Source organism: Leifsonia naganoensis, assembly GCF_013410615.1.
GTDB lineage: Bacteria > Actinomycetota > Actinomycetes > Actinomycetales > Microbacteriaceae > Leifsonia > Leifsonia aquatica.
Map to the genome: position 1 here is coordinate 1,236,954 of NZ_JACCHJ010000001.1, position 11,896 is coordinate 1,248,849.

Here is an 11,896-nt window from a genome sequence, read left to right on the forward strand (position 1 = left end):
GGGTAACGGTGGAGTAGACGGTGCAGTCAACCTGAGATGCCCTCTCGTCACCGCTGGGCCTGCTGGATATGCTGTGCCGCATGAGCACGAAGAGCCGCCAGGGGCCGCATCCGGAGACCACTCTCGAGATCCGCGATCACCGCGGGCTGTGGGGCGCGCTGGCCGGCCTGATCACGGCCGTCCTGATCGCGTACCCGCTGTCGGCCAGCATCGCGTTCGCGACGCACCCCGCCACGCAGCGCCTGTTCGGCGGACGGCTGGAGTCGGCGTCGCAGTTCGGCTTCCAGGCGTTCTGGTGGGTGCTCGCGCTCGCCTGCCTGGCGCTGCCGTTCATCGTCGGGTACGGGATCGCGAAGCTCTCGGTGCGCACCCTCACGGTGATCGGCGCCGTCGTGGTGATCCTGCTGATCCTGCTCGTCGTGCTCGGGCAGCTGTTCGCGTTCTGAGCCTCCCGAGCGCGCGAGGCTAGCCGAGCGTGCCGTGGACGGCGAACTCGTCGATCGCGGCGAGCTCGGCATCGGTGAGCGGGGCTCCGTCGAGCGCGCCGACGTTCTGCTCGAGCTGGGCGACGCTGCTCGCGCCGATGATCGCCGACGCGACGGTGCGACGGCGCAGCACCCACTGGAGGGCGAGCTGCGCGAGGCTCTGGCCGCGACCGGCCGCGATCTCGTTGAGGCCGCGGGCACGCTCCAGGTAGGTCTCCGTGATGTCGGACTCGTGCAGGAACACGCTCGTGAGCGCGCGCGACCCCTCGGGCACGCCGTTCAGGTAGCGGTCGGTCAGCATCCCTTGCGCCAGCGGCGAGAAGACGATCGCGGCGGCGCCGACCTCGTCCACGGCATCCAGCACACCCTGCTCGACCGTGCGGTCGAACATCGAGTAGCGCGGCTGGTGCAGCAGCAGCGGAGTGCCCGCGGCGGCGAGCAGCCCGGCCGCCTCCACCGTGCGCTCGGGGCCGTAGTTCGAGATCGCCGGGTAGAGCGACTTGCCGCTCGTCACGGCGGTCACCAGCGCCCCCATGCTCTCCTCGAGCGGCGTGTCGGTGTCCGGACGGTGGTGGTAGAAGACGTCGACGTAGTCGAGGCCGAGGCGCTTCAGCGACTGGTCGAGGGACGACAGGAGGTACTTGCGCGAGCCTCCATCGCCGTACGGGCCGGGCCACATCTCGTAACCGGCCTTGGTGGAGACGACGATCTCGTCGCGGTAGGCCTTGAGGTCGGTGGCGAGGATGCGGCCGAAGACCTCCTCGGCGGCACCGGGAGGCGGGCCGTAGTTGTTGGCGAGGTCGAAGTGGGTGATGCCCAGGTCGAAGGCGCGCAGCACGATGGCGCGCTGGACCTCATAGGCGCGGGCGTGCCCGAAGTTCTGCCAGAGGCCGAGCGAGAGCTCGGGGAGCACGAGGCCGCTCCGTCCGGCTCGGCGGTACGGGATGCGGTCGTAGCGGTTCGGGTCGGCGAGATGAGTCACTCCCACAACCTAGCAACTTCGCGGGACCGGTCCCACCGCGCTCCTCCCGCGCCCGCGCCGCCACGACATTCGTGCCGAATGTCGAGAAAGCGCGCACCATTCGCGACATTCGTGCCGAATGTGCGGGCCAGGCGGCCGCCCCGATCTACGCGGTGCGGAGGCGGAACGCGTCGCCGTCGCGGGTCACCGCGACACCGGTGTGGTCCGGGAGGCGCGGGAGCCCCTCCGTCGTCGCCGACGCGTACGACCCGACGACGATCGTGCGGGCGCCCGCGTCGATGCCGGCGCGGAGGCCCGCCTCGACGTCTTCGAAGACCACGCAGTCCGCGATCGGCACACCCAGCCTCCGCGCACCGAGCAGGTACGGGTCGGGAGCGGGCTTGCCGTGCTCGACGTCGGCGGGCGTCACGACGACGGCGGGGAGCGGGACGCCGGCGGCCTCCATGCGGGCAACCGCCAGCGCGCGCGGGGCGCTCGTGACCAGGGCGACGGGAGCGCCCGCGTCGGTCAACGCCGCGATCAGTGCAGCGGCGCCGGGGATCTCGACGATGCCGTCGGTGCGGGTGACCTCCTCCTCCAGGAGGCTGTCGGTCATGCGCTCGCGCTCCTCGGCGGAGTACTGCGGAAGGAAGTGCGCCACCGTAGAGGGTGCCGGTCGGCCGTGCGCGTACTCGAGCACGGCGGCCGCATCGAGTCCGTGCGCCGCGCTGAACTCGCCCCACACGTGCTCGACGACCGGCGTCGAGTCGACGAGGGTGCCATCCATGTCGAAGAGGAATCCGCGCGCTGTCACATCCATGCCCTCACCCTAGGGGCCGGGCGTGAACGGGATCAGCGACGCGGGTCCTGGATGTCGCGGGCGGCGCGCAGGTCCGAGAGCGCACGCTCGGTCTCGCGGGAGGGGGTGCCGCCTCGCGCGGCGATCGCAGAGGCGAACCAGTCGCTCAGCACGAAGCGCCGGCGGCGCGGCTGCTCCCCGCCGTCCACGGTGCGGGCCGGATGGGCGATCCAGCCGTGGTCGATGCCCGATGTCCATGTCGTAGTAGCCATGACATAGACGTTACGAGCGTAAAGAAACTGCCACGAGATGGCTCTGGGTCTATCTTCGCAAAGATACGGCCACTATCATGAGGGAATGTTGAAATCCGTCGCGGTGCCGCTCATCGACGAGTTCGCCATGTTCGAGTTCGGGGTCGTGTGCGAGGTGTTCGGCCTCGACCGCACCTATGCCGGGCTCGAGCCGTTCGACTTCCGCGTGTGCACGATCGATCCCACCGAGCCGCTCGGCGGCCGCAACGGCGTGCGGCTGATCGCGCCCTACGATCTGAGCGCGATGGAGGATGCCGACCTCATCGCCGTGCCCGCGGCCGACATCCGCGACAGCTACCCCGAGGAGCTGCTCGACGCGCTGCGCCGGGCCTCCGCGCGCGGCGCCACTCTGCTCAGCGTCTGCTCGGGCGCCTTCGTGCTCGGCGAGGCCGGCCTGCTGGACGGCCGCGAGTGCACGACCCACTGGCGTTACGCGGACGCGCTGCAGCGCCGGTTCCCGAACGCCCGGGTCAACCCCGACGTGCTCTTCATCGACGACGGCGACGTGATCACCAGCGCCGGCACCTCCGCCGGCATCGACGCGTGCCTGCACCTCGTGCGCCGCGAGCTCGGCAGCGCCGCGGCCAACGCGATCGCACGCAACATGGTCGTGCCTCCCCAGCGCGACGGCGGTCAGCGCCAGTACATCGACAAGCCCGTCTCGGACTGCGAGGACGACACCTTCAGCGAGCTGATCGACTACCTGACCGATCGCCTCGACGACAACCACACCGTCAGCGGGCTCGCTGCCCGCACCCACATGTCCACCCGCAGCTTCTCGCGCAAGTTCGTGGCGGAGACCGGCGTCTCGCCGATGCAGTGGCTCACCACGCAGCGGGTGCTGCGCGCGCGGCTGCTGCTCGAGACCACCGACCTCCCGATCGACGAGGTCGCCCGCCGCTGCGGCTTCGGCAGCGCCACCCTCCTTCGCCACCACTTCGACCAGGAGGTCGGCGTGCCGCCCACCCGGTACCGCGCCGCCTTCGCGCAGCGCGAGGCGCAGGCGGTGCCCGTTTCCTGAGCGGCGGAGATACGGCGCACGTCCGGCGCGCATCGACCGCGCTCAGTGCCTCCGCTGACGGACGACGCGGCGGCGCCGGAGCCCGGCGACGATGAACAGTGACATGACGACGATCGCGGCGATGCCGACGAACATGATGATGCTCCCGACGAGCGAGTGCGCGATGCTGTAGCCCTTGTGTCCGCCGTCGGCGAAAGCGATCGCGATCACCAGGAACCGGATCTGATTGAGCAGGACGAACAGGACGACGGACACCGACACGGCGATCGCGATTCTCAGCAGGCGGAATCGCTGGACGAGCGTGAACGCGGCGAACATCACCAGGAACGGTGCGATGACGAAGGAGATCGCGCACTCCGTCGTGATCCGGAGGGCGCGCCACTCGCCGTCCACTCCGAACGCGAACATCGGCGACCCGCTGCTGAATCCCGTCGCCGCCCCGTCCGCGAAGGTGTGAGCGGCCGCCCAGGCCGCCAGTTCGGCCTCCAGCTGGCGGGCCGGGTGGTTGAGCAGGACCAACGCCACGGCGACCGCGAGCAGTGCAGCCGCACTCACTCCGCGGGTCACCCAGCCATGTCTGCGCGCGGGTGCAGCTCCGGGTGTCGATTGGAGATCGTCTGTGGCGATCGGGGTCACAGCCATAGTTGGCCTCTTTCTCGGGTTCGAAGGGTGGCGCTCGGTCGTTCTCCTCTTGCCGGCTCGGCACGGAGCACGAACAAACGGATGAAGACGTCGTGGATGCCGATGGCGAGGACCAGCATCACGGTCAGCGGGTTCAGCAGCAGCTCGCGCCACTGGTGAACGGGTTCCAAGATCAGGAACACGACGATTGCCCAACCGATGGCGACCAAGCGCGCGAATTCGAGCGACGTGCGCACCGGCCGCCTCCGCTCTCTTCGCCCGGTGGTGCGCTGCGCCGCACGACCGGTCAGAACATCGGTGAGGAGCTGGATCACCAGGCCGGTGAAGTAGATCGACGCGCCGAAGACGGCGACCCAGCCGACGAAGTAGGAGGACGACACGATCCATGCGGTGACGGCGCCGGCAAGCAGTATCGCGTCTCCGATGACGAGGTTCCGCTCGAAGGCGATCGACGCGCTCGAGAAGTCCGGTCCGGCCGGCCGGCCGGGAAACACACCCCGCGCGAACAAGCACGCGGAAAGGGCCGCGACGAACAGAACGAGCCCGAGGAGCGGGCCGGTGCTCACGGTCACCCCGCCGTTGAGCCACAGGATGTTGGCACCGACGATGACGAGCACGACGTCCCAGGCCAGTGTCACGAGCGACCAGCCGACGATGCCGAGCCGTCCGACGTGCCGCTTATTCTTCGAGTGCAATTTTCGCACCCTTCGCGTGACCTTCGGCGTTCCGCCGCGTCTTCGCCCACCCGCGCTTGCCGCGGATGGAACGGTAGAAGGCGCGCGGGATCACCAAATACATGTAGTAGATGTACAGCCAGAGGGCCAAGCCGTAGCCGACAGCCACCGGCGGCGAGATCTGCGGCTCGCATCGCCATCGGTAGACCGGGCCCCACAACGCGAACGGGGCGATCGCGAAGACGGCGAACAGCATGAGCGTCGCCCACCCCTGCCCGAGATATTCGGCAAACGCGGCCGGATCGCTCGCGGCCTTCGCGACCGTCGCACCACCGACGAGAAGGAACGCGATCATGCCCAGCAGTTGCAGGAACGGGAGCACGAGGTAGTAGCAGCTCTCGAGCACCCCCGCCGAGTCGATGTGCGGGCTCCGGAGGATCTTCGGGATATAGCGCACGCAGTCGATGTTCCCTTGCGCCCAGCGCGTCCGCTGCGTCACCAGTCGTTTGAACGAAGGAAGGCCTTCCTGCGACACGTGAGTGTCGTAGACGTGTCTCGTCGCGGCACCGGCCAGAAGCACGTGGACTCCGAGTTCGTAGTCCTCGAGCAGTGAGCCGTGCCACGGGTCGCCGTACTCCCGGTCGATCTCGTCCAGGATGGATAGTCGCGTGAACTGACCGTTCCCGCCCAGGGCGACGGTCCCTGTCCGGGCCCGCAACGACTGCATGCCCGCGATCGAGGTGCGGAATTCGATGTCCTGTACGCGCACGAGCAGGCGAGCGAAGAGGTTCGGCAGATACCCGCGCCCCGGCAACGGCTCGGGATCGTCGCGATTCTTCATCCACACCGAGATCTGGGCCGCTCCCACTGCGGGGTCTCCGAACACCGTGTCGGACGCGACCGAGCGGAGGGCGTTCTCGGCCAACTCGCCGTCGGCATCGACGACGTTGACGATGATGCGACTCCTGTCCGCGTCCGCCGGCAGCCACTCGTCGAACTGGCGGTACGCGGCGTTGAGCGCCGCCCCCTTGCCGACCCGGGCATCCGGGCGTCGGCGCGAGACGACGTGCACATGGTCGTCGAGACGCTCGAACGACTGCGCGATCGACAGAGTGTCGTCATCGCTGTCGTCGTCGATGACCCACACGTGGGCCTCGGGAAAGGTCTCGCGTGCGCGCGAGATCGTTGCTTCGATGACGGCGGCTTCATCGCGGCACGGGATGAAGAAGTGCCATCCGAACTGTTCCACAGAGCCTTCCTTCACCGGCGCGTGGCGCAGAAAGGGGACCAGGATGAGAAACACGTAGGTGACGAACATGACGCTCAGGACCAGCGTGAGCGCGTTGACGATCGCGAACATCTGCCGCGCCGTCAGCTGGGTCTGATGCGACGCAGCCAACGCTCCCGCGCGAACAACGCGACGCCGATCGAGACGGCGACGCATCCTCCGAGGATCATGAACACCGGGTTGCCGGTCACACCGGTCGCGGCGAGGACTCCGGCAGTTCCGAGCCCTCCACCCACATTTCCGTACATGCTGCTTCTTTCTCTCTTCTCTCGGGTCGCAATGCGAAGAAGAGACCTGCTCACTCCCCTGTAGTTCGTGTTCTTCACGGAATTCGCTCTGTCGACGCTACCTGCGGGACAGACCCCTTCCGCCTGAGTTAAGTAGCGATGGGCGGGACATTCGGCACTGGGCATCGCGCACCCGCGTAGCGGAGGACGTGAACCCAGTGGCTGCAGAGGAAGTACGCGTCAGACGACGTCACACGGGAATGCGCTGCGGCCCTCGATGGCTGCATCCTGGGGAGGGCCGGACGCGCCGGCCGACGACGAGAGGACGCGCGATGGCGACCGTGGTGCAGTACGAGCAGCTGGGCGGACCGGAGGTCCTGGAGGTCGCCGACGTCCCCGATCCCACGGCGCCCACGGGCGGTGCGGTGGTGCGCGTGCACGCGGCGGGCGTGAATCCGATCGACGGCAAGCTCCGCAGCGGCGGCCGCCCGAGCGGTCCCTTCACGGGGCCGCGGGTGCCGGGAGGCGACGCGGCGGGGACGATCGTCGAGGTCGGCGACGGTGTCGACGGCTGGGCCGTCGGCGACGAGGTCGTGGTCCGCGGCGCGAAGGGCGCGTACGCGACCCATCTCGTGGCGGACGCCGCCCAGCTGGTGCGCAAGCCCGCGGAGGTGACGTGGGAGCAGGCCGCCTCGATCGGTATCCCCGTGAGCACGGCCCACCAGGCGCTCGTGTCGCTCGGCGTCGCGGACGGCGAGACGCTCCTCATCCACGGCGGTTCGGGTGCGGTCGGCCGGGCAGCGGTGCAACTCGCGCGACGCGCGGGAGCGACGGTCGTCGCCACCGCCTCCCCCGCCAACCACGAGCGCCTGCGCGAGCTCGGCGCCACGCCGGTCGCGTACGGCGACGGGCTGCTGGAGCGCCTGCGCGCGGCCGCCCCGCAGGGCTACGACCGCATCCTGGACGCGGTCGGCACCGACGAGGCGCTGGAGACCTCGTTCGCCCTGGTCGACGATCGGTCGCGCATCGGCACGGTCGTGGTCGGCGGCCGCGCGGCCGAGCTGGGCATCCAGGCCTGGGCGGGAGGCAACCCGGTGCCGCTCACGGCAGAGCAGAGCGCGCTCCGGGACGAGGCCTACGACCTGGTGCTCGACCTGATCGCGCGCGGGGAGTTCGAGGTCGACATCGCCCGCACGTTCCCTCTTGCCGAGGCCGCGGACGCCGCCCGCCTCGTCGAATCAGGGCACCCGGGCGGCAAGGTCGTCCTGCTCCCCTGATCCCGAGCGGGCCTCCGCGGCTCAGGAGGTGGCGGCCGACCGGAGGATCGACTCCATCTTCTTTCCCCGGGCGACTTCGTCGACCAGCTTGTCCATGTACCGGATGCGCTGCATCAGCGGGTCGTCGATCTCCTCGACCCGCACCCCGCAGATCACGCCGGTGATGAGGGCGGCGTCCGGGTTCATGGCCGGTGCCTGCGCGAAGAACTCCTCGAGCGTTGCCCCGTCGGCGATGACGCTCTGCAGGCCGGCGTCGTCGTATCCGGTGAGCCAGGAGATGACCCGGTCGACGTCCTGCGCGTCGCGTCCCTTGCGCTCCACCTTGGCCACGTAGAGCGGGTGGATGCTCGCGAACGGCGTCGCGAAGATGCGGTGGGAGGCCATGCACCGAGCCTAGCCAGCCGTCACCGCTCCGCAACCCGCGGTTCGGCGGACGTTCGCGCGCCTGCGCTCGGATGGGCTGCGCTGCCCGATCGCGGTCGGCAGCGGACGCCGAGGGGCGAAGGGGCGGGGGCGAAGGATGAGCGGACCACGGGACTGGTCACCGGCGGGCTACTGGGACGAGCCGGCCACGACGCACCCGCAGCTTCACCCCACCGAACCCACCGGCCGCACCCGCCCCACCGGCTGGTGGATGGCCGTCGCCCTGCTGCTGGGCGTGTTCGCCGTCGTGTGGCCGCTCGGGATGTCGTCGGCCTCGCCGTCCGGCGTCGGCTGGGCCGTCACGTCCGCCGGCGTCAGCGCCGTGTCCATCGCCCTCTGGTACCGGAAGGCGGGCGGCGGGACGGTCCTCCCCTCGATCGCCGCCACCCTCGGGTTACTCGGGAGCATCCTGTGCATCTGGAGTCTGGCCGCGGCGGGACTGCCCGGCACCATCCCCGCGCTCCCGTCGGTGTTCGGCATCCCGGCCGCGGCGCACGGCGGGGCGTCCGGTGATGCCGGAGCGGGAGCGCCCGCATGCCGCGTGGAGTCGCCCGAGCCCGTGCCGGCGGCCGAGGCGAGCAGTGCCGAGCAACAACGCTCGGACGCGGTGCAGAGCGCGATGGCCGTGCTCGCCGATGCCGTGTGCGTGCAGGCCGCGGGCGGCGCCTACCCGGATGCGCTCACCGTCGCCGACGACCGGACGGTGACCTCCCCCTCCGGACCCGTCGGCTCCCTCCCACCCGGGATGCTGCTGGAGTACGCCCGCACCGACACCGGCTTCAGCATGACGGTCTCTGACGAGTCCGGCCTCCCGAGCGGGACCGTGGAGTTCCGCTGACGCCTGTCCGGCACTGGCGGATTCTCAAAAAGTGAGTACACTCATAAATGAGCAAACTCACTTAAGGGGTTGAGGACGATGCCGGCAGGACGCCGCGAGCGCAACAAGGAGGAGAAGCAGACGCGCATCTTCGATGCCGCCGAGCGCCTCTTCGACGAACTGGGCTTCGCGAACGTCACCACCCAGCGCATCGCCGACGAGGCGGATGTCGCCGCCGGGACCGTGTTCCGGTACGCCGCCACCAAGGCCGAACTGCTGATGATGGTCAGCAACGAACGCAGCCGGGAGCGCATCCGGGCCGGCGTCGAGGCGGACGACCCGTCCGCTCCCGCGACGACCCGCATCCTCGCCCTCATCACCCCCCTGGTCCTCGCCGGTCGCGACAACGACGAGAACACGCTCGCGTATCAGCGCGAGCTGCTGTTCGGCGACCAGGGAGAGCGGTACCGGGAGGAGGGGCTGGCCCTGTTCGGCGAGCTGCGCGAGCGGATGGGCGCCCTGCTCTCCGACACGTGGGAGCGCGCGCGGGCCGTCGCGGCCGCACCCGAAGCGGCCGCGCCCGACCGCGCAGCGCCCGACCCGGCCGCCGCCTCCCGCGCACTCTCCGCCGTGCTGCACTTCGCCATCGCGGATGCTGCGGCGCACGGCCGCCCCACGGGTGAGCTGCTCACCGACCTCGCCGCGGACTTCGAGGTGATCGTCCGCGGCTACGAGACAGACCCGACCACCTCAGGACAGTCAGGACAGGAAGAGAAATGACCGGCATCACGAATGTCACCGTTCTCGGAACCGGCGTGCTGGGTTCGCAGATCGCGTTCCAGACCGCGTTCCACGGCTTCGCCGTCACCGCGTACGACATCAACACCGACGCGCTCGACGCCGCCAAGAAGCGCTTCGAGGGCCTCGCGGCCGTGTACGAGAAGGAGGTCGCGGGCGCTGCAGACGGCGCCGCGCAGAAGGCGCTGGGCGGCATCCGCTACTCCGACGACCTGGCGCAGGCCGTGAAGGACGCCGACCTCGTCATCGAGGCCGTGCCGGAGAGCCTCGACCTCAAGCGCGACATCTACACGAAGCTGGGCGAGCTGGCGCCGGCGAAGACGATCTTCGCCACCAACTCCTCCACCCTGCTGCCGAGCGACCTGGTCGGTTACACCGGCCGCGGAGACAAGTTCCTCGCCCTGCACTTCGCCAACCACGTGTGGGTGAATAACACCGCCGAGGTGATGGGCACGACGAAGACCGACCCCGAGGTGTACCAGCAGGTCGTCGAGTTCGCCTCCGCGATCGGGATGGTGCCGATCGAGCTGAAGAAGGAGAAGGCGGGATACGTGCTCAACTCGCTCCTCGTCCCGCTGCTGGATGCGGCGTCCGAGCTGCTCGTGGACGGCATCGCCGACCCCGAGACGATCGACAAGACCTGGCGCATCGGCACCGGCGCGCCCAAGGGGCCGTTCGAGATCTACGACATCGTCGGCCTCACCACCGCCTACAACATCGCCTCGGTCTCCGGCCCCAAGCAGCGCGAGTTCGCCGCGTACCTCAAGGAGAACTACATCGACAAGGGCAAGCTGGGCCTCGCGACCGGCGAGGGCTTCTACCGGTACTGATCGGCAGCCGGGCGGGCCTCCCCCGCCTCAGTGATGCCGCACTCTCGGATGCTGCACCCGCGCGGCGGCGACCGTCTTCAGGTCGTCGCCGCGGAAGTGCCGCAGCAGCAGCCAGTTGCGGCGCGCGACCGACGCGCACAGCCCGGCGGTCACGACGCCGCACACGATGATGCCCCAGGCCCGCGGGTTCTCCCCCTGGGTCGGGATGGCCACGGCGAGCGCCGCCGTGGCGATCAGCGCCAGGACCGCGAGCACGGTCCCGGCACTCACTCCGCGCCACGCCCGGGCGCGCTCCGCACGGTCTCCCATGCGGCGAAAACTACTCCGCCTGCGCGGTTGATGCCAGATGAACGCGCAGTTAACGGCCGGTTCCGAGGCGGTCGTAGACGCGCGCCCAGCCGAGCTCGAAGCCGATCTCGTCGATGCGGCCGCGATCGCGCAGGCTCTCGAGCAGGGCGAGCTCGGCGAATGCGCGCTCCAGCGCCTCCTCGTCGCCGACGGTCTCGACGCCGGTGCTGAGCTGCACGCTCGACGCCTTGAGGGAGCGGCAGGCGCGCCGCGCACGCCGGGAACGCCTCCCGACGACCGCCAGGCCGCCGATGTACACGGCGAGCATCCCGGCCAGGGCAGCGAGTGGGGCGACCGGAGCGAGCGCGAGCGCGACGGCGAACGCCAGCGCGCCGCCGACGAGCGGCCACGAGCGCCAGAGCGTCAGGATGCGGCGGTCGGCCGCGTCCGTGCCGGGCGCGTAGACGACGAGCTGCCGCACGCACACGCCGGTGCGCGCGGTGAAGAGGGCGGTGCTCTCCTCGAACCGGCCCCAGCGGTACGCGCCTTCGAGGAGGCGGGTGGTGCGGGTGCGCGGTGCGGGGAGGTGGATCGTGGTTGTCACACATCCCGGTCTACGCGGGGGCGGCCTCGCCTGGGCCGATCCTCACGAGATCCTCACGGCCTCCAGCCGCATCCTCACGCACCCCTCACACGCGCGACGCCCCTCACACGCGCGACGCCCCCGGCCGCAGATCGCGGACGGGGGCGTTCGATACGCGTGGGTCAGTGCTTGAAAGCGTCCTTGACCTTCTCGGCCGCCTGCTTGATGTCGGCCTTGACCTGGTCGCCCTTGCCTTCGGCTTCGAGGCGCTCGTCGCCGGTCGCCTTGCCGGTGGTCTCCTTGGCCTGACCGCCGAGCTTCTCGCCCGCGTTCTCGATCTTGTCGTCGAGTCCCATGTCGTCCCCTTTCGTCCGTGAGTTCGTGTCGTCCGTGTGACGTGGTCCGTCTCTCGGACATCTCCGACATTCCCACCGCCGCGGCCCCTCGTCCAGCCCGCACGGGACCCCTGGGA

17 protein-coding genes are annotated in these 11,896 nt (G+C 69.9%); 6 read left to right on the top strand and 11 right to left on the bottom strand.

Annotated features, from left to right (window positions below; all coding sequences use genetic code 11):
- The first annotated feature begins 80 nt into the window (after positions 1 to 80).
- Complete coding sequence (locus HNR14_RS05900; protein WP_039922054.1) at positions 81 to 446, top strand: hypothetical protein; 366 nt, start codon at positions 81 to 83, stop codon at positions 444 to 446.
- Positions 447 to 465: 19 nt separating this feature from the next.
- Here HNR14_RS05900 and HNR14_RS05905 read toward each other — a convergent pair whose 3' ends face one another.
- From HNR14_RS05905 to HNR14_RS05915, 3 genes are all read right to left on the bottom strand, one after another.
- Positions 466 to 1,467, bottom strand: coding sequence for an aldo/keto reductase (locus HNR14_RS05905; protein WP_179700288.1), 1,002 nt, complete (start codon positions 1,465 to 1,467; stop codon positions 466 to 468).
- Positions 1,468 to 1,612: 145 nt separating this feature from the next.
- Complete coding sequence (locus HNR14_RS05910; protein WP_179700289.1) at positions 1,613 to 2,266, bottom strand: HAD-IA family hydrolase; 654 nt, start codon at positions 2,264 to 2,266, stop codon at positions 1,613 to 1,615.
- A 32-nt stretch (positions 2,267 to 2,298) separates the two neighbouring features.
- Complete coding sequence (locus HNR14_RS05915) at positions 2,299 to 2,517, bottom strand: hypothetical protein (protein ID WP_218874982.1); 219 nt, start codon at positions 2,515 to 2,517, stop codon at positions 2,299 to 2,301.
- Positions 2,518 to 2,602: 85 nt separating this feature from the next.
- Here HNR14_RS05915 and HNR14_RS05920 point away from each other — a divergent pair, with 85 nt between their 5' ends.
- Positions 2,603 to 3,577 (top strand): helix-turn-helix domain-containing protein, encoded by a 975-nt coding sequence (locus HNR14_RS05920; protein WP_179700290.1) that lies wholly within the window; start codon positions 2,603 to 2,605, stop codon positions 3,575 to 3,577.
- Between the two features lie 42 nt (positions 3,578 to 3,619).
- Here the strand turns inward: HNR14_RS05920 and xrtR are convergent, their stop codons facing one another.
- The 4 genes from xrtR to HNR14_RS05940 all read right to left on the bottom strand — a co-directional run bounded on the left by xrtR (position 3,620) and on the right by HNR14_RS05940 (position 6,507).
- The gene (xrtR, locus tag HNR14_RS05925; protein WP_179700291.1) at positions 3,620 to 4,144 is read right to left on the bottom strand and encodes an exosortase R; all 525 of its coding nucleotides are present in this window, start codon (positions 4,142 to 4,144) and stop codon (positions 3,620 to 3,622) included.
- Positions 4,145 to 4,209: 65 nt separating this feature from the next.
- Positions 4,210 to 4,914 (bottom strand): hypothetical protein, encoded by a 705-nt coding sequence (locus tag HNR14_RS05930; protein ID WP_179700292.1) that lies wholly within the window; start codon positions 4,912 to 4,914, stop codon positions 4,210 to 4,212.
- Entirely contained in the window at positions 4,898 to 6,253 is a 1,356-nt protein-coding gene (locus HNR14_RS05935) for an XrtP-associated glycosyltransferase (protein WP_179700293.1), read from the bottom strand. The genes HNR14_RS05930 and HNR14_RS05935 overlap by 17 nt, the downstream gene beginning before the upstream one ends.
- A gap of 11 nt (positions 6,254 to 6,264) precedes the next feature.
- A complete protein-coding gene (locus HNR14_RS05940; protein WP_179700294.1) occupies positions 6,265 to 6,507 on the bottom strand; it encodes an LPXTG cell wall anchor domain-containing protein in 243 nt (80 codons plus the stop codon).
- Positions 6,508 to 6,740: 233 nt separating this feature from the next.
- On the opposite strand from HNR14_RS05940, the gene HNR14_RS05945 reads away from it, so the two are divergent.
- Positions 6,741 to 7,685: a quinone oxidoreductase family protein gene (locus HNR14_RS05945; RefSeq protein WP_179700295.1), complete on the top strand. Its 945-nt coding sequence runs from the start codon at positions 6,741 to 6,743 to the stop codon at positions 7,683 to 7,685.
- A gap of 21 nt (positions 7,686 to 7,706) precedes the next feature.
- Here HNR14_RS05945 and HNR14_RS05950 read toward each other — a convergent pair whose 3' ends face one another.
- A complete protein-coding gene (locus HNR14_RS05950; RefSeq protein WP_179700296.1) occupies positions 7,707 to 8,069 on the bottom strand; it encodes a DUF2200 domain-containing protein in 363 nt (120 codons plus the stop codon).
- Between the two features lie 136 nt (positions 8,070 to 8,205).
- Between HNR14_RS05950 and HNR14_RS05955 the strand changes: the two genes are divergently transcribed.
- From HNR14_RS05955 to HNR14_RS05965, 3 genes are all read left to right on the top strand, one after another.
- Positions 8,206 to 8,946, top strand: a complete 741-nt coding sequence (locus tag HNR14_RS05955; protein WP_179700297.1) for a DUF308 domain-containing protein — start codon at positions 8,206 to 8,208, stop codon at positions 8,944 to 8,946.
- Positions 8,947 to 9,024: 78 nt separating this feature from the next.
- A complete protein-coding gene (locus tag HNR14_RS05960) occupies positions 9,025 to 9,705 on the top strand; it encodes a TetR/AcrR family transcriptional regulator (RefSeq protein WP_179700298.1) in 681 nt (226 codons plus the stop codon).
- On the top strand, positions 9,702 to 10,553 hold the full coding sequence (locus tag HNR14_RS05965) for a 3-hydroxyacyl-CoA dehydrogenase (RefSeq protein WP_179700299.1): 852 nt from the start codon (positions 9,702 to 9,704) through the stop codon (positions 10,551 to 10,553). Before HNR14_RS05960 ends, HNR14_RS05965 begins: the two co-directional genes overlap by 4 nt.
- A gap of 27 nt (positions 10,554 to 10,580) precedes the next feature.
- Here the strand turns inward: HNR14_RS05965 and HNR14_RS05970 are convergent, their stop codons facing one another.
- From HNR14_RS05970 to HNR14_RS05980, 3 genes are all read right to left on the bottom strand, one after another.
- Positions 10,581 to 10,862, bottom strand: coding sequence for a hypothetical protein (locus HNR14_RS05970; protein WP_021765609.1), 282 nt, complete (start codon positions 10,860 to 10,862; stop codon positions 10,581 to 10,583).
- A gap of 49 nt (positions 10,863 to 10,911) precedes the next feature.
- Positions 10,912 to 11,445, bottom strand: a complete 534-nt coding sequence (locus HNR14_RS05975) for a DUF6611 family protein (protein WP_179700300.1) — start codon at positions 11,443 to 11,445, stop codon at positions 10,912 to 10,914.
- A gap of 161 nt (positions 11,446 to 11,606) precedes the next feature.
- Positions 11,607 to 11,780 (bottom strand): CsbD family protein, encoded by a 174-nt coding sequence (locus tag HNR14_RS05980; RefSeq protein WP_021765607.1) that lies wholly within the window; start codon positions 11,778 to 11,780, stop codon positions 11,607 to 11,609.
- Between the last annotated feature and the right edge of the window lie 116 nt (positions 11,781 to 11,896).